The organism is Pseudonocardia phyllosphaerae (assembly GCF_046546475.1).
Taxonomy (GTDB): domain Bacteria; phylum Actinomycetota; class Actinomycetes; order Mycobacteriales; family Pseudonocardiaceae; genus Pseudonocardia; species Pseudonocardia phyllosphaerae.
In genome coordinates this window covers 187,941-204,292 of the sequence record NZ_JBKGXS010000007.1, presented here as the reverse complement: position 1 = coordinate 204,292, position 16,352 = coordinate 187,941, and the positions used below count along the sequence as shown (strand labels likewise).

General features: G+C 74.6%; 17 protein-coding genes. 4 read left to right on the top strand and 13 right to left on the bottom strand.

Annotated elements, in window-relative coordinates; genetic code table 11:
• Positions 1-336, bottom strand: coding sequence for a hypothetical protein (locus tag ACLE50_RS16015; protein ID WP_410944353.1), 336 nt, complete (start codon positions 334-336; stop codon positions 1-3).
• A gap of 280 nt (positions 337-616) precedes the next feature.
• Here ACLE50_RS16015 and ACLE50_RS16010 point away from each other — a divergent pair, with 280 nt between their 5' ends.
• Complete coding sequence (locus tag ACLE50_RS16010; protein ID WP_410944352.1) at positions 617-1,657, top strand: helix-turn-helix domain-containing protein; 1,041 nt, start codon at positions 617-619, stop codon at positions 1,655-1,657.
• A gap of 22 nt (positions 1,658-1,679) precedes the next feature.
• Here the strand turns inward: ACLE50_RS16010 and ACLE50_RS16005 are convergent, their stop codons facing one another.
• The 11 genes from ACLE50_RS16005 to hrcA form a co-directional block, all read right to left on the bottom strand.
• Complete coding sequence (locus ACLE50_RS16005) at positions 1,680-2,039, bottom strand: hypothetical protein (protein ID WP_410944351.1); 360 nt, start codon at positions 2,037-2,039, stop codon at positions 1,680-1,682.
• A gap of 93 nt (positions 2,040-2,132) precedes the next feature.
• A complete protein-coding gene (recO, locus tag ACLE50_RS16000) occupies positions 2,133-2,960 on the bottom strand; it encodes a DNA repair protein RecO (protein WP_410944350.1) in 828 nt (275 codons plus the stop codon).
• A 34-nt stretch (positions 2,961-2,994) separates the two neighbouring features.
• The gene (gene era, locus ACLE50_RS15995; RefSeq protein ID WP_410944349.1) at positions 2,995-3,903 is read right to left on the bottom strand and encodes a GTPase Era; all 909 of its coding nucleotides are present in this window, start codon (positions 3,901-3,903) and stop codon (positions 2,995-2,997) included.
• On the bottom strand, positions 3,900-5,165 hold the full coding sequence (gene lhgO / locus ACLE50_RS15990) for an L-2-hydroxyglutarate oxidase (protein ID WP_410944348.1): 1,266 nt from the start codon (positions 5,163-5,165) through the stop codon (positions 3,900-3,902). Before lhgO ends, era begins: the two co-directional genes overlap by 4 nt.
• A gap of 151 nt (positions 5,166-5,316) precedes the next feature.
• On the bottom strand, positions 5,317-6,801 hold the full coding sequence (locus tag ACLE50_RS15985; RefSeq protein ID WP_410944347.1) for a hemolysin family protein: 1,485 nt from the start codon (positions 6,799-6,801) through the stop codon (positions 5,317-5,319).
• The gene (ybeY, locus tag ACLE50_RS15980) at positions 6,798-7,343 is read right to left on the bottom strand and encodes an rRNA maturation RNase YbeY (RefSeq protein WP_410944346.1); all 546 of its coding nucleotides are present in this window, start codon (positions 7,341-7,343) and stop codon (positions 6,798-6,800) included. The genes ACLE50_RS15985 and ybeY overlap by 4 nt, the downstream gene beginning before the upstream one ends.
• 79 nt (positions 7,344-7,422) lie before the next feature.
• Complete coding sequence (locus tag ACLE50_RS15975; RefSeq protein WP_410944345.1) at positions 7,423-8,544, bottom strand: PhoH family protein; 1,122 nt, start codon at positions 8,542-8,544, stop codon at positions 7,423-7,425.
• Positions 8,545-8,698: 154 nt separating this feature from the next.
• Positions 8,699-9,589: an alpha/beta hydrolase family protein gene (locus ACLE50_RS15970; protein ID WP_410944344.1), complete on the bottom strand. Its 891-nt coding sequence runs from the start codon at positions 9,587-9,589 to the stop codon at positions 8,699-8,701.
• Positions 9,590-9,658: 69 nt separating this feature from the next.
• A complete protein-coding gene (locus ACLE50_RS15965) occupies positions 9,659-10,408 on the bottom strand; it encodes a 16S rRNA (uracil(1498)-N(3))-methyltransferase (protein WP_410944343.1) in 750 nt (249 codons plus the stop codon).
• A gap of 4 nt (positions 10,409-10,412) precedes the next feature.
• On the bottom strand, positions 10,413-11,582 hold the full coding sequence (dnaJ, locus tag ACLE50_RS15960; protein ID WP_410944342.1) for a molecular chaperone DnaJ: 1,170 nt from the start codon (positions 11,580-11,582) through the stop codon (positions 10,413-10,415).
• 147 nt (positions 11,583-11,729) lie between these two features.
• Entirely contained in the window at positions 11,730-12,755 is a 1,026-nt protein-coding gene (gene hrcA / locus ACLE50_RS15955; RefSeq protein WP_410944341.1) for a heat-inducible transcriptional repressor HrcA, read from the bottom strand.
• Between the two features lie 130 nt (positions 12,756-12,885).
• Here hrcA and ACLE50_RS15950 point away from each other — a divergent pair, with 130 nt between their 5' ends.
• From ACLE50_RS15950 to ACLE50_RS15940, 3 genes are read left to right on the top strand one after another with little or no spacing between them, the layout of a single operon-like run.
• Positions 12,886-14,061, top strand: a complete 1,176-nt coding sequence (locus tag ACLE50_RS15950; RefSeq protein ID WP_410944340.1) for a hypothetical protein — start codon at positions 12,886-12,888, stop codon at positions 14,059-14,061.
• The gene (locus ACLE50_RS15945) at positions 14,058-15,068 is read left to right on the top strand and encodes an ABC transporter ATP-binding protein (protein WP_410944339.1); all 1,011 of its coding nucleotides are present in this window, start codon (positions 14,058-14,060) and stop codon (positions 15,066-15,068) included. Before ACLE50_RS15950 ends, ACLE50_RS15945 begins: the two co-directional genes overlap by 4 nt.
• Positions 15,065-15,916 (top strand): ABC transporter permease, encoded by an 852-nt coding sequence (locus ACLE50_RS15940; protein WP_410944338.1) that lies wholly within the window; start codon positions 15,065-15,067, stop codon positions 15,914-15,916. Before ACLE50_RS15945 ends, ACLE50_RS15940 begins: the two co-directional genes overlap by 4 nt.
• On the opposite strand, the gene ACLE50_RS15935 is transcribed toward ACLE50_RS15940, so the two are convergent.
• Entirely contained in the window at positions 15,906-16,286 is a 381-nt protein-coding gene (locus tag ACLE50_RS15935; protein ID WP_410944337.1) for a MerR family transcriptional regulator, read from the bottom strand. The genes ACLE50_RS15940 and ACLE50_RS15935 overlap by 11 nt on opposite strands.
• Between the last annotated feature and the right edge of the window lie 66 nt (positions 16,287-16,352).

Here is a 16,352-nt window from a genome sequence, read left to right as displayed (position 1 = left end):
TCAGTCGCCGGGAGCGGTACGGGCCGACGACGGCGGCGCGGGCGTGCCCGGCCCGGCCCCGGCGGGCCCGAGATCGTGCACCAGCAGCCCGACGACCGCGGCCAGCCCGGCCGCGATCAGCAGCAGCGCCTTCAGGCCGCCGAGCGCGCCGGCGATCGCCACCCCGGCGACGGCGGCGAGCGCGGCCATCGACCGCATGACGACGGCGGCGGCGATCAGCAGGGCCCCGATCGCGGCGAGGCCGAGCAGCGTGGCCCCGGCATCGACGGTCGTGGCTGTGGTGGCGGTGTTCTCGGCGTTCTCGGCGGTGGCTCTCGCGAGGTGGTGGTCGATCATCGTCGGTCTCCCCTGTCCCCGGGCCGCTGCGGGTCGCGCGCGGCCTCGCTCCGGGAACCAGTAGGGAGTTCAGCCGTTCCAGCGGCAAGCATTCTCATTTCCATCCGGATCCATCCGGCTCCCGCCGGAGCCGCAGACCCGTGCCCGGACTCCGGTGGACTCCAGCGGGCTCTACTCAATTTCACCGAACTCCGGCTCCGGTGGCCGGAGAGCGCCGTACCGTTCGGTGCAGGAGCCGGGGATCGGGGTGTCGGCGATGAGCCTCAGGGAACGGAGCGCGGTGGCCACCGGAACGGGACCGCCCGCGGCGGAACGGCTCGCGTTCCGGCTGCGTCAGCTGCGCAAGACCCACTGGCCCGACCGCTCGGTCACCCAGGAGGAGCTCGGCCGCGCCTGCGGGGTGAGCACGTCGAGCATCTCGTCGTGGGAGAAGGTCGAGCAGCCGACGCTGCCGCCGGAGACCCGCCTCGACGCCTACGCCCGCTTCTTCGCCACCCGCCGCTCGGTCGCCGGGCCGCGCCCGCGGCTGTTCGACGCCGGCGCCCTCGACGCAGAGGAGACCGCCACCCGGGAGGCGATCTACCGGGAGCTGCTGGGCCTGCACGAGATGGTCACCGGCGCCCAGCTCATCGTCCCGGAGCCCCCCGGCGACGTCGACGACGACGTCTGGACGTTCCCGGACGGCGCCCCGATCCGGATCATCTGCGGGGTGCTGCCCGCGGCCCGGCGCTCCCCCACCGCCAGCACCGACGACCCGGACTACGTCGAGCTCGCCGCCACCGCGGACCTCGACGCGCTGTTCGAGCTGCACGGGCACCTGCGCATGCGCAACCCGTCCTCCGACGTCCGCGCGATCCGCTCCGACGTCGCCGACGCCGGCGACATGCAGTCCCACGTGGTGCTGCTGGGTGACGCCGCCGCGGCCCTCGACTGGGCCTGGATCGAGGCCCTCCCGGTGCGGCGCGTCGACCCCGGCGAGGGCCGCGGGCCCGCGTTCACCGCCGACGGCGTGCCGGAGCCGTTGCACGGGCGCCACGAGAACGGCCGGATCCGCGAGGACGTCGGGCTGTTCGCCCGCACCCGCAACCCGTTCCACGTCACCCGCACGCTGACCGTCTGCGCCGGGCTGCACACCCGCGGGGTCTACGCCGCCGTCCGGATCCTCACCGACGGTGGCCTGGCCGAGGCCAACGCCGGCTACCTGCGGGACCGCGCTGCGGGCGCCGAGACGTTCGGGGTCGTCATGCGGGTGCTGACGATGGAGCACACCGTTCCCACCCCGGACCTGCGGAACCCGGCGAACCGGCTGTTCGAGTTCTGAGCGTGGAGCCCGCGGGCCGAGCTCAGATCCGGAACTCCTCGTCGGGTTCCTCGCGCTCGGGCCAGGCCGGGACCTCGCCGTGCTCCAGGCGTTCGACGGTCTCGCGCAGCTCCCGGTGCCGCTCGGGGTCGGGCCGGCGGTCGCTCTCCTCCGGGCGGATCACCGGCAGCATCGGGATCGCGGGCCAGGCACCGTCCTCGGTGCGGGCCCGGACCTGGCGCATCGCGCGGGTCGGCCCGTCGGGGCGGCTCTCCGGTAGCAGCTCGGTCGTGGCGGGGATCTGCTGAGTGGGGGGCAGCGGGATCCGGCGGGTGGACTCGGGCAGGGCGCGGGTCCGGTCGTCGCGGGGGTCGGGCGCGTGGTTCGGGCGTGGGGGAGTCACGGGCACCTCGGGTCGCCGGCGGGGAGGATCGGCTCGGTCAGAGGCTAGCCCGGACCGGACACCACGTCCCGCCCGGCACCCGCGACGGGCCGCTCAGGCACCCGGACGGTCGCCCGGCGCCACCGGATCGAGACCGGCCGCCTCGGCCGCCGCCTCGGCGTCGGCCCCCGTGCCGGGGCGCAGCCGCGCCCGGCGGTCGACCAGCGGCAACGACCGCAGCTGACGTTCCAGGTGCCACTGCAGGTGCGCGGCGACGAGCCCGCTGGCCTCGCGCCGGGTCGGGTCCGCGGAGCCGTCGGCGGTGGCCCAGTCGCCGTGCAGCAGCGCCTCCAGCAGGCCGACCGTCTCCGCCGCCGGGGTCACCGAGCCGGGCGGGCGGCAGCGCGGGCACACCATTCCGCCGCCGGCGACGGTGAACGCCCGGTGCGGGCCCGGCACCGCGCACCGCGCGCACTCGCTCAGCGACGGCGCCCAGCCTGCGTAGCTCATGGTGCGCAACAGGAACGCGTCGAGCACCAGGGCCGGCTCACGAGCGCCGTCGGCCAGCGCCCTGGTCGCACCGACCAGCAGCAGGTACATCCGCAGCGCCGGCTCGCCCTCCTCGGAGACGAGCCGGTCGGCGGTCTCCAGGATCGCGCAGCCGCACGAGTACGCCGACCAGTCCGCGACGACGGCCGGCGCGAACGCGTCGAGCGTCTGGGCCTGGGTGACGACGTCGAGCGTGCGGCCGGTGTAGCACTGCACGTCGACATGGTTGAACGGCTCCAGCCGCGCACCCCAGCGGGACCGGGTGCGGCGCACGCCCTTCGCGACGACCCGGATCTTGCCGCGCTGCTTGGTCAGCAGCGTGATGATCCGGTCGGCCTCGCCGAGCTTCTGCACGCGCAGCACCACACCGGTGTCGCGGTAGAGCTGGGCCATGGTTCCGAGGGTAGCCCCCGGCCCCCGGGAGCCCTCAGAAGCCGAGCTTCCCCAGCTGCTTCGGGTCGCGCTGCCAGTTCTCGCTGATCTTCACGTGCAGGTCCAGGTACACCTTCGTGCCGAGCAGCGCCTCGATCTGACGCCGCGCGTCGGATCCGACCTGCTTGAGCCGGGACCCGCCGCGGCCGATCACGATGCCCTTCTGGCTGGAACGTTCCACGTGGATCACCGCGTGGATCTCCAGCAGGTTCCCCTTGTCGATCATCTCGTCGACGGTGACGGCGATGGAGTGCGGCAGCTCGTCCCGCACACCCTCCAGCGACGCCTCGCGGATCAGCTCCGCGATCAGGGTCTCCTCCGGCTCGTCGGTGATGTCGCCGTCCGGGTAGAGCTGCGGGCCCTCCGGCAGCTTCGCCACCAGCAGGTCCGCCAGCAGGTCGACCTGGAACCCGTCCTGCGAGGACACCGGGACGATGTCGGCGAAGTCCATCAGCCCCGACACCTCCGACAGCCGCTCGGCCACCTGCTCCGGCGGGGAGAGGTCGGTCTTGGTGACCACGGCGATCACCGGGGTGCGCGCAGCGATCTTGCGCAGCTCCTCGGCGATGAACCGGTCACCCCGGCCGACCTTCTCGTTCGCCGGGACGCAGAACCCGATGACGTCGACCTCGGACCAGGTCTCGCGCACGACGTCGTTGAGCCGCGACCCCAGCAGCGTCCGCGGCCGGTGCAGGCCCGGGGTGTCGACGAGGATCAGCTGCGCGTCCTCGCGGTGCACGATGCCGCGGATGGCGTGCCGCGTGGTCTGCGGCCGCGACGACGTGATCGCGATCTTCTTCCCGACCAGGGCGTTGGTCAGCGTGGACTTGCCCGCGTTGGGCCGGCCGACGAAGCAGGCGAAACCGGAACGGAAACCGTCCCCGCCGGGCTGGGGAACCGTCACGCCGCGTCCGCCGCCCCGAGCCGCCCGAGGATCTCCCGGCCGATGGGCAGCGCCGCGGTCGCCGCCGGGGACGGCGCGTTCAACACGTGCAGGATCGACCCCGCACCACCGGCGCCTGCCGGTCCGGGCTGGTCGAGGAACAGGAAGTCGTCGACCAGGGTGCCGTCGGCCTTGACCGCCTGTGCCCGCACACCGGCACCGGCCGGGTGCAGGTCCTCGGCGGTGACGTCGGGCAGCAGGCGCTGGATCTGGCGGACCATCGCCTTCTTCGACAGCGAGCGCTGGACCTCACCGATGCCGTAGCGCCAGTGCTTCTGCGCGACCTTGAGCATCCCCGGGTAGGTCAGCGTCCCGAGCAGCTCCTTCGGCTTGATCGTCGACCAGTCGTAGCCCTCCCGCGCCAGCGCGAGGACGGCGTTCGGGCCGGCGTGCACGTGGCCGTCGACGCCGCGGGTGGCGTGCACCCCGAGGAACGGGAACGCCGGGTCCGGCACCGGGTAGATCAGGCCGCGGACCAGCGACGCCGCGCGGTCGGAGAAGCCGGAGTACTCCCCGCGGAACGGCACGATCCGCACGCCCGGGTCGGCCCCGGCAAGGTGGGCCAGCTCGTCGCAGCGCAGGCCGCCACAGACCACCACGCGCGACCCGAGCAGGTCACCACCACCGGTCCTCACCACGACGTCGCCGGGCCGGCGCGCGAACCCGGTGACCGTGCGGCCGGTGTGGATCTCGCCGCCGTTCTTCCCGATCAGCTCACCGAGCTTCTCGGCGATCGAGCGGTAGTCGCAGATGCCGGTCGAGGGCACCCACAGCGCGGCCAGGCCGCGGACGTCGGGCTCGTGCTCGCGCATGCCGGCCTCGTCGAGCCGGTGGTTCTCGACGCCGTTGGCGTCGCCGCGGCGCTGCAGCTCCTCCATCCGGGGCAGCTCCTCGGGCTCGGTCGCGACGACGAGCTTGCCGCACACCCGGTGCGGCAGGTCGTGCTCGCGGCAGAACTCGACGGTCTCCCGGCACCCGGCGACGGCCAGGCGCGCCTTGTAGCCGCCCGGCGCGTAGTACAGGCCGGAGTGGATGACGTTGGAGTTGTTGCCGGTCTGGTGGTCGGCCAGCGCAGGCTCACGCTCGACGACCGCCACCGACAGCCCGGCGTTGGTCGCGGCGTACGCGGTGGCCAGGCCGACGATCCCGCCGCCCACCACCACGAGGTCGTACGACGGCGTGGCCGGCAGGCCACCTGCCGGGCTCGCTGCTCCTGCGGTCATCGCTGTCCTCCCCCTCGGCCCGCGCTCGTCGTCCCGGGCCGTTCCCTTCGGTCGTTCCGCGCCGGGCGCGGAGGTCGTGTCGTGCTCGTTCCGGTGGTGCGGTGCGGTGCCGTCTGTGCGGTACCGGTGGTGCCGTACCGGGTGCGGCTGCTCAGGTGCGACCGGCCGGGCTCGTCCCGCCGGTCGGCTCGGACGGGTCACCGGCATGGTGCACCGGCGTCGTCGGTTCCGCGGGGACCGCACCGGCGCTGCGGGGCCGCTCGCGATCCGCGGAGCCGTCACCCGAGCCATCCTCGCCGTCGGAGTCGTCGGGCTCCTCGGGCGGGTCCAGCGGGCTGACCAGCACCGACGTGATGCGGATCCGGCCGCGGGCGTCCTTGCCGCCCTCGCCCTGCAGCCGGAGCAGGCCATCGACCTCGGCCGCGGAGCCGGGCAGCGGCACCTTCCCGAGCCGCTGCGCGAGCAGGCCGCCGACGGTGTCGACGTCGGCCTCCTCCAGCGCGGTGCGCAGCTCCTCCTCGCGCGGGGTGCCCTGGAACCGGCCGGCGAACAGCTCCTGGAGGTCCTCGGCGGGCAGCCGCGCCGCGACCCGGAACGCACCGTCCTCGACCTCGGCGACCTCGGGGACCTCGGCGGTGTCGTACTCGTCGGCGATCTCGCCGACGATCTCCTCGAGGATGTCCTCGATCGTCACCACGCCGGCGGTGCCGCCGTACTCGTCGACGACGACGGCGATGTGGTTGTGGCTGCGCTGCATCTCGCGCATCAGGTCGTCGCTGCGCTTGGAGTCCGGCACGAACGACGCCGGGCGGATGATCTCCGGCAGGGACTTCTCCCGGGCGCCGCCGAACTGGGCGTCGTCCCGGGCCCGGACGAGGTCCTTGAGGTAGGCGACGCCGATGACGTCGTCGATGCCCTCACCCAGCACGGGGATGCGCGAGTAGCCGCTCTTGAGCGCGAGCCGGACGACCTTCGCGACCGGGGTGTCCCGCTCGGTCCACACGACGTCCGGGCGCGGCACCATGATGTCGCGCACCGGGGTCTCCCCCAGCTCGAACACCGAGTGGATCATCTTCCGCTCGCCCTCGTCGACGACGCCGCGGTTGCTGGCCATGTCGACGAGCTCGCGCAGCTCGACCTCGGTGGAGAACGGGCCCTCGCGGAAACCGGGGCCCGGGGTGATCGCGTTGCCGATCAGGATCAGCAGCGACGCCAGCGGGGACAGCACCGTGCCGAGCACCCGGACCGGCGCGGCCAGCGCCAGCCCGATCCGGTACGGGTGCTGGCGGCCGAGCGTGCGCGGCCCGACCCCGGCCAGGACGTAGCTGGCCACCACCATGATCACCGCCGCGAGCAGCAGCCCGATCCACGGCGCGGAGAACAGCGGGGCGAGCGCGGCGGCCAGCAGCACCACCGCCGCGGTCTCCCCGGCCACCCGCAGCAGCAGGAGCAGATTGACGTGCCGGGGCCGGTCCGCGACGACCGCGGCCAGCGCCTTCGCCCCGGTCCGCCCGGCGCGCACGGCGGCGTCCACCCGGGCCCGGGACACCGACATCAGGGCCGAGTCGGCCGCGGCGAACACGCCCGCGAGCAGCACGAGCAGGACCGCGAGGACGATCAGCCAGAGGGTGCTCACCGGCCGGGCTCCTCCTCGAAGCCGGCGGCACCGAGCAGCCGGTCGTCGCTGGCGCGCTGGGCGTCGCGGGCGCGCGCCTGGGCGCGGTCCTCACGCCACCGGACGAGCAGCCGGTTCTGCAGTGCGAACATCTCGCGCTCCTCCTCCGGCTCCAGGTGGTCGTAGCCCAGCAGGTGCAGCACGCCGTGCACGGTCAGCAGGTGCAGCTCGTCGGCCAGGGTGTGCCCGGCCTTGCGCGCCTGGTCCCGGGCGAACGGCGGGCACAGCACGACGTCACCGAGCAGCGCCGGCCCGAGGTCCGGTGCGTCGGGACGGCGGGTGTCCTCGGCCATCGAGTCCATGGGGAACGCCATGACGTCGGTGGGGCCGGGCTCGTCCATCCAGCGGACGTGCAGCTCCTCCATCGCGTCCAGACCGACGGCGGTGACCGCCAGCTCGGCCGCCGGGTTCACCTTCATCGCATCCAGCGCGTACCGGGCGACCGACACGATCTGTGCCTCGTCGATCGCGATCCCGGACTCGTTGACGACCTCGATGCTCACGCCGCCGCTGCCCTACCCCGTCGCTCGGTTGTCGTACCCGTCCGTCTGACTGAGGAAAGGGTAGACGGCACCACCGACACTATCGGCGGCGCCCGCCGGGACGGGCCGACGACGCCGTGCCGTTGTGGCTGCCGCCGACCGCCGGACGGCGCTCGTTCTCGGCGTCGAACCGGGCGTAGGCGTCGACGATGTCGGAGACCAGCTTGTGCCGGACGACGTCGGCGCTGTCGAGCTGGGAGAAGTGCACGTCGTCGACGCCGTCGAGGATGTCCCGCACGACCTCCAGGCCGGACCGCGCGTTGCCGGGCAGGTCGACCTGGGTGACGTCACCGGTGACGACGATCCGGGACCCGAACCCGAGCCGGGTCAGGAACATCTTCATCTGCTCGGGCGTGGTGTTCTGGGCCTCGTCGAGAATGATGAAAGCATCATTAAGCGTGCGGCCACGCATGTACGCCAGCGGCGCGACCTCGATCGTCCCGGCCGCCATCAGCTTCGGGATCGACTCCGGGTCCAGCATGTCGTGCAGCGCGTCGTAGAGCGGGCGCAGGTACGGGTCGATCTTCTCGAACAGCGTGCCGGGCAGGTAGCCCAGCCGCTCCCCCGCCTCGACGGCAGGGCGGGTCAGGATGATCCGGTTGACCTGCTTTGCCTGCAGCGCCTGCACGGCCTTCGCCATCGCCAGGTAGGTCTTGCCGGTACCGGCCGGGCCGATCCCGAAGACGATGGTGTGCGAGTCGATGGCGTCGACGTAGCGCTTCTGGTTGAGCGTCTTGGGCCGGATGGTCTTGCCGCGCCGGGACAGGATGTCCAGGCTCAGCACCTCGGCCGGGGACTCGCCCATCGCCTCGGTCCGCTCGGCGGCCTCGACCCCGGCGAGCATCTGCACGGTGCGCCGCACCGTGTCCGCGCCGACCAGCTGGCCGCGGCCTGCGAGCGTGATGAGCTCGGCGAACACCCGCTCGGCGAACGCGACGTCGCCCGCCTCGCCGGACAGGGTCAGCTCGTCGCCGCGCACGTGCACGTCGGCGGCCAGCTCCTCCTCGGCGGTGCGCAGGCTCTCGTCGGCGGAGCCGAGCAGGGCGAGCAGGGCGGTGTCCGGCACGGTGAGCTTCGACCGGACGGTCCGGTCCCGCTCGCCTGACTGCTCGGCCGCCTGGTCGGCGGGCCGCGGGGTGGGGCCGGGTTCGGTGCCGGTCAAGGGTCGGATCGCCTGCCTCGGGTGTCGCGGGGTCTCACGTGCGCGTTCGCGCATGTCGGGCGGGTCGCCCGGCACAGGATGGTACCGGTGGGACGCCCCGGCGCACCCGTGCATTCCCGCCGCCCGCTGCGCCGCCGGGGACCACGAACGGGTCTCAGGCCGCGAGCGTGTTCACCGCGGCGGAGACCTGCTTCCAGGCGGGTGCCCGGACGTCGATCAGCGCGTTGTGGTCGGCGCCCTCGACCCGGACCAGCTCGGCCCGGTCACCCGCCTCGACGGCGTCGTCGACGAACCGCTCGCTCTGCGAGATCGGCACGACCTGGTCGGCGGTGCCGTGCACGCAGATCGTGCGCACACCCAGCGGCAGCGCCTCGATCGGCGAGGTGATCCGATAGCGCTCGGGGTCCGCGTCCGGCGTGGCCCCCACGACGTTCACGACGGCGTCGTCGCCCAGATCGACCGCGGCCTCCAGGTCCAGCACCCCCGCCAGGCTGACGACGCCGGCCGGGCGGACGGTCGGGTTCGCGCCGGGCTGCCCGGCCGGGATCTTCGGGCGCATCGCCAGCCATGCGGCGAGCTGCCCGCCCGCGGAGTGCCCGACAACGATCAGCCGCTTGAGGTCGATCCGGGTGCTGTGCATCGACGCGAGGTGGTCGGCGGCCATCGCGACGTCGTCGAAGGTCGAGGGCCAGCCGCCCTCACCGCCGACGGTGCGGTACTGCACGTTCCAGGTGGCGTAGCCGGCCTCGACGAGCTTGCTCGCCATCGGGCGCATCTGCTCCGGGCCGCCGGCGCCGCGGCGCCAGAACCCGCCGTGCAGCACGATCACCGTGGCCTTCGGCAGCGGGCGGTCCCGCGGGAAGCTGATCTCGCCCCACTGGTCGGGGCGGCCGCCGTAGCCGATGCGCTCGACGGCCGGGCCACGGTCCGCCCTGGCCGGGGCCTTCGACGACGAGCACCCGGCGAGCCCGGCGGCCACGCCGCCCAGGGCCAGGGCGCCGAAGGCACGGCGGCTCAGCGGACGGACGTGCCCCGGGTCACCCACGGCGAGATCATCGCAGGTCACCGGGACGGACCACGGCCGACCACCCGATCGTGGGCCGGTCGGCGGCGCTCAGCTGCTCCATCGGCCGGTGCGCACGGCGAGCGCGCCGAGGGCCACGCAGGCCGCGGTGGAGGCGCGCAGCACCTCCGGGCCGAGCCGGACGGCGACCGCCCCGGCGCCGGTCAGCAGCCCCAGCTCGTGGTCGTCGACGCCGCCCTCGGGACCCACGGCGAGCAGCACCTCACCGGCGTCGGGCAGCGTCACGTCGGCGAGCCCGGTCGTCGCGGACTCGTGCAGCACGAACGCGGCCGCGCAGCTGCCGACCCGGGCCGCGAGCTGCTTGGTCGTGACCGGTTCGCCCACCTCGGGCTGCCACGGGCGGCGGGCCTGCTTGGCGGCCTCGCGCACCGTGGAGCGCCAGCGGCCGAGCTGCTTGTCCCCGCGCGGGCCGTCGTCCCAGCGGGCGACGCAGCGCGCCGCCTTCCAGGGCAGGACGGCGTCGGCACCGGCCTCGGTGGCGGTCTCCACGGCCAGCTCGCCGCGGTCGCCCTTCACCAGGGCCTGCGCGACGGTCACCCGCACCGCCGGGGCAGGCACCCGGGTGACGTCGAGCAGCCGGACGGTCAGCGAGTCCTTCCCGGCGGCGACGGCCTCGGCGCGGGCGAGGCCGCCGCGCCCGTCGGAGAGCACGAGCGCCTCGCCAGGCCGGATCCGGCGCACGGTCGCGGCGTGCCTGCCCTCCGGGCCGTCGAGCTCGGTCTCGGTGCCGGGACGCAGGGCGTCGACGTCGTCGACCAGGAACAGCGGCGCGGTGGTCACCGGCTCAGCGGCCCCAGTCGCGCAGCCGGGAGAACAGCCCGTGCCCGTTGCGGGCGCCGCCGACGAGGTCGGGCTGCTCCTCGCCGCGCAGCCTGGCCAGCTCGCGCAGCAGCTCGGTCTGCTCCTTGTCCAGCTTCGTGGGCACCGCGACCTCGACGTGCACGAGCAGGTCGCCGTGGCCGTCGGTGCGGCCGGTGGCCCGCAGCCGGGGCATGCCCTTGCCGCGCAGGGTCCGCACCGATCCGCTCTGGGTGCCGGCCTCGATGTCGAGGTCGGTGACGGTGCCGTCGAGCAGGGTCAGCGGGAGCGTGGCGCCGAGTGCGGCCGCGGTCATCGGCAGCGGCAGCGTGCAGTGCAGGTCGGAGCCGTCGCGGGTGAAGACCTCGTGCGGCACCTCCTCGACCTCGACGTAGAGGTCACCGGCCGGGCCGCCGCCTGCGCCGACCTCGCCCTGCCCGGCCAGCCGGACGCGCATGCCCTCGGCGACACCGGCCGGGATCCGGACGGCGACCTCGCGCCGGGAGCGGATGCGGCCGTCACCTGCGCACTGGCGGCAGGGGTCGGGGATGACCTCGCCGAACCCGCGGCAGGTCGGGCACGGCCGGGCCGTGACGACCTGGCCGAGGAACGAGCGCTGCACGCTCTGGATCTCCCCGGAGCCGCCGCAGGTGTCGCAGGCGGTCGGGTGGGTGCCCTCGGCGCAGCCGGAGCCCTGGCACAGCGTGCACAGCACCGCGGTGTCGACGGTGAGGTCCCGCTCGACGCCGCTCGCGCACTCGGCGAGGGTGAGCTCCATCCGGATCAGCGCGTCGGCGCCGTGCTGGGTGCGGCTGCGCGGGCCGCGTCCGCGACCGGCCCCGGCCTGCCCGCCGAAGAACGCGTCCATGATGTCGCTGAAGCCGCCGAACCCGGCGAACGGGTCGCCGCCGCCGGCGCCACCGCCGCCTCCGCCGCGGGGGTCCATCGGATCCCCGCCGAGGTCGACGATGCGCTTCTTCTCCGGGTCGGTCAGGACCTCGTAGGCCGTGCTGACCTCCCGGAACCGCTCCTGGGCGGCCGCATCCGGATTGACGTCCGGGTGCAGCTCGCGGGCGAGCCTGCGGTACGCCCGCTTGATCTCCCCCGCGTCGGCTCCCTGCTCGACGCCCAGGATCCCGTAGTAGTCGCGTGCCACGTGGCTTCTCGTCCCTCTACGTCCTCGCAGCACACCACGACCGTGGCGCGTGCGATGTCGGTTCTCGCGTGCTGTCTCGAATCGGGCCCGTCGTGCGGGGCCCGGCGGGCTCGGTGTTCCGTCCGGGGATCGGTGCCCCGTCGGGAACTAGCGCCCGGTCAGGATCTCACCCACGTAGCGGGCGACGGCATGCACCGCCGAGATCGTGCCGTGATAGTCCATCCGGGTGGGGCCGACGATGCCCATCCCACCCAGCGGGGTGCCGCTGCCGTAGCCGATGGTGACCACCGACGCCGACCGCAGGTCCTCCGCCTCGTTCTCCTCACCGATCCGCACCGTGACCAGCCCGGACTCCTGCTGCGCGGCGAGCAGCCGCATCACCACGACCTGCTCCTCCAGCGCCTCGAGCACCGGGCGCAGCGAGCCGGGGAAGTCGGCGTGGTTGCGGGTCAGGTTCGCGGTGCCACCCAGCACCATCCGCTCCTCCGGGTGCTCGACGAGGGTCTCGATGAGCACCGTGGACAGCGGGGTCAGGACCGCGCGCAGGTCCTCGGGCGCGGTCTCGGGCAGCTCGGCGACGGCCGCGGAGGCCTCCACCAGCTTCCGCCCGTTGAGCGCGTTGCCGAGCAGCTCACGGACCCGGACGACGTCGGCCTCGTCGAGCACGTCGCCCAGGTCGACGACGCGCTGGTCCACCCGTCCGGAGTCGGTGATCAGCACCAGCATCAGCCGCGCCGGGGTGAGCCGGACGACCTCGAGGTGGCGGATCGTGGAGCGGGTCAGCGTCGGGTACTGGACGACCGCGACCTGCCGGGTCAACTGCGCGAGCAGCCGCACCGACCGGCGCAGGACGTCGTCGAGGTCGACGGCGCCCTCCAGGAACGTCTGGACCGCCTTCTTCTCCGGCGACGACAGCGGCTTGACCTCGGAGATCCGGTCGACGATCTGCCGGTACCCCTTGTCGGTGGGGATCCGGCCGGCGCTGGTGTGCGGCTGGGCGATCAGCCCGTCCTCCTCCAGCACCGCCATGTCGTTGCGCACCGTCGCACTGGACACGCCCAGGTTGTGCCGGTCCACGATCGCCTTGGACCCGACCGGCTCCTGGGTCGAGACGTAGTCGGCGACGATGGCGCGCAGCACCGCGAAGCGGCGCTCCTCGGCGGCCGTGTTCACGTCCCGGCACCTCCCCCGTCGTCGTGCGGTCCCGTGCGGACCACCGGGCGTTCGGGCCCATTCTAGGCGGCCGGGCGGCGACGGGGTGGCCTCGCCGGAGGGTGACACGGGGCATGGCACCGTGGGCCGGGTGAGCCCGCCCCGCGTCCTCGGCCGGCGTGCGCTGCTGGTCGGTGCCGGTGCCGCCGCCCTCGTCGCGGCCGGCACGTCCGAGCGGTGGCTTCCCTCACCCGTCGTGCAGGGCGGGGACGACCCCGAGGCGCTGCGCCGGGCGGTGCTGGGCGGCGTCGTCGCGCACACCGGGACCGCGACGGCGACCGGCAGGCTCGGGCTGCCCGCCGTGCCGAAGCTGGAGGCGGCGTCGACCCTGCTGTCGACGACGACCCGGATCCGGGTCCAGGTCGCGACGGCCGGGCGCTGGCGGGTCGACGGCCTCACCCCGGTCGGCGAGGTCGACACCTACCGCGACGGCAGCACCGAGCACACCTGGGACTACGGCGCCCAGCGCCTCACCACCGTCACCCCGCTCGCCCCGGTCCGGCTGCCGCGCGCCTCCGACCTCGCCCCGGCCGACCTGGCCCGGCGGCTGCTGCGGGTCACCGCGTCCGAGCCGGTGACCGCGCTGCCCGGGCGCCGGGTGGCCGGGCTCGACGCGGCGGGCCTGCGGATCAGCCCGGCCGACCCGGACACCACCGTCCGGCGGATCGACGTGTGGGCCGTCCCGTCCGGGGGCGGCGCGCTGCCGGTGGCGGTGCAGGTCGTGGCCCGCACCGGTACGCCGGGCCCGGGCGGGTCGCCGCCGGACCCGGACCGGCCGCTGGTGGAGACCGCGTTCGACACCGTCGAGCTCGCGCCGCCACCGCAAGCGGCGCTGGCCCCGGCCGTGCCGCCGGGCGCGGAACGGGTGCGCGCCCGCCCCGACGACCTGGCCGGGACGCTGCGCGGGCTCGACGCGCCGGACCCGCCGGACACGCTGTCCGGGCGCGACCGGGTGCCGCTGCCGGAGACCGGGTTGCTGCCCGGTGTCGCCGTCTACGGCGCAGGCGTGGGCCGGTTCGTGCTGGTCCCGACCGCGCGCGACGTCGTCGACGGGATCGTGCGCGGCTCCGGCGCGGCGGGTGGGGTCGGCATCGAGGGGCTGCGCCCGACCCGCGAGGACCCCGACGTGACCGCCGCCCGGGTCGCGACGCCACTGCTCACCCTGGTCGTCGCACGCCGCGGCGGCCGCGGGTACCTGCTGGCGGGCACGGTCGTGCCGCGGGTGCTGGAGAGGGCCGCCCGGGAGCTGGTGGGGGACGACGCGTGACACACACCGACGAGAGCACCACCCGGGCGCGCCCGGCCGCGTGGCCGCGTGGCCCTCGCGAACCCGGCGGGGCACCGCCCGCGGTCGCCACGCACGCCCTGACCAAGCGGTTCGGCCGGGTGGTCGCCGTGGACGGCGTCGACCTGGAGATCCCGGCCGGCTCCCGGTTCGGGCTGCTCGGCCCGAACGGCTCGGGCAAGACGACGATCGTCCGGATGCTGCTGGGGCTGGTGCACGCCACGTCCGGGCGGATCGAGGTGCTCGGGCGGCCGATGCCCCGCTCCGGGCGCACCGTGCTGCCCCGGGTCGGTGCGCTCGTGGAGTCCCCCGCCGCGTGGCCGGGCCTGTCCGGGCGCGCCAACCTGACCCTGCTCGACGCCGCCGGTGCGCACGGCGGGCTGCTCAACCGGCCCGCGGACCGCCACGCCCGGGTCCGGGAGGCCCTCGACGCCGTCGGGCTGGGCGGGGTGGACCGGCGGCCGGTGAAGGCGTACTCGCTGGGCATGCGCCAGCGGCTCGGGATCGCCTCGGCGCTGCTGCGCCGCCCGGAGCTGCTGCTGCTCGACGAGCCGACCAACGGCCTGGACCCGCGCGGTATCGGCGAGATCCGGCAACTGCTGCTGCGGCTCAACGCGGCCGGCACGACCGTGGTCCTGTCCAGCCACCTGCTCGCCGAGGTCGAGGCGCTGTGCACCCGGGTCGGGGTGATGGACCGCGGGCACCTGGTGCTGGCCGAGGACCTGGACACGCTGCGCGGGCCGACCGGGCGGGTCGTCGTCCGGACGCCGATGCCGGTCGAGGCGGCCCGGCTGCTGGGCCGCGCCGTCGAGCACGCCGACGGCGACCGGCTGTGGGTCCGCGCGCACGACGTGCCAGGGCTCAACGCGCACCTGGTCGGCAACGGGCTGCCGGTCGCTGCGCTGGAACCGGAGCGCCGCACGCTGGAACAGGTGGTGCTCGAACGCACCGGTGAGGGCTCGGACCGGGTCGGGAGGGCGGGCGCATGATCGGCGTCGAGCTGGCGTTGCTGCTGCGCAAGCGGCGGGTGTGGCTGTGCTGGGCGCTGCTGTGCGCGCTGCCCACGCTGGTCGCGGTCGTCGTCACGAGCACCGGGGTGCTGCCGCCGCCCGGGCAGGGGCCGCCGTTCCTGTCGGCGGTGGCGGCCAACGGGCAGATCTTCCCGGCGTTCGCGCTGGCCCTGGTGCTGCCGGTGCTGCTTCCGATCACCGTGGCGATCGTCTCCGGGGACACCGTGGCCGGGGAGGCGTCGACGGGGATGCTGCGTTATCTGCTGATCCGCCCGGTCGGGCGGCTGCGGATGCTGGTGGCCAAGCTGGTGTCGGTGGCGTTCTTCGTGGCCGCCGCGGTCGCGCTGGTCGTCGCGACCAGCTACGCGGTGGGCATCGCGCTGTTCGGCACCGGGGAGAACACCCCGCAGGCAGGGGGGACGCCCGCGGTCGTCGGGTTCGGGGCGGTGCCGTCGCTGTCCGGCCCGGTGATCGAGCCGACCGACCTGGCCACCCGCACGATGCTGACCGTGGCCTACCTGGGGCTGTGCATGCTCACCCTGGGCGCGCTCGGGATCTTCTACTCGACGCTGGCGGACTCGCCGCTGGCCGCCGCGCTCGGGGTGCTGGCCACGGTGGTGACCTCGGCGGCGCTGCAGGCCCTGGACGCGGCCCCGGACCTGCAGTTCTTCCTGCCGACGACGCACTGGCTCGCCTGGATCGACCTCTACCGCAACCCCGTGCTCTACGACCCGGCCGAGACCGGCGCGTGGGTGCAGGCCGGGTGGATCGTCGTCGCGTTCGGGGCGGCGTGGGCGAACCTGTCGACCAAGGACGTCACGAGCTGACCGGCTCCACGCTGAGCCGGCGGGCGGTCGCGATCGCCTCGTCGAGCCGCTCGCGGGTCGCGGTGAGCCGGGTGATCCGCTCGTCGAGCCGGCTGCGCTGCGCCTCCAGCGAGGCGACCATCTCCGGGGTGGTGTGCCCGTCGTGGATGCAGGGCAGCAGCTCCTGGGCCTGCGTGCTGCTCACCCCTGCCGCGAACAGCGCCTGGATCCACCGGACGCGAGCGGGCGCGTCGTCGTCGTAGAAGCGCTGGCCGCCGCTGCTGCGGTGCGAGGCCAGCAGCCCGTGCTCCTCGTAGTAGCGCAGTGCCCGGGTACTGACCCCGGTCGTCTCCGCCAGCTCGCCGATCCGCATGTGCGTGACCCCCGCCACTCGTTGTTGCCCTTGACGTCAGCGTCAACTTCTACCGTCGACGGTACCTCCACACGGGAGGGCACG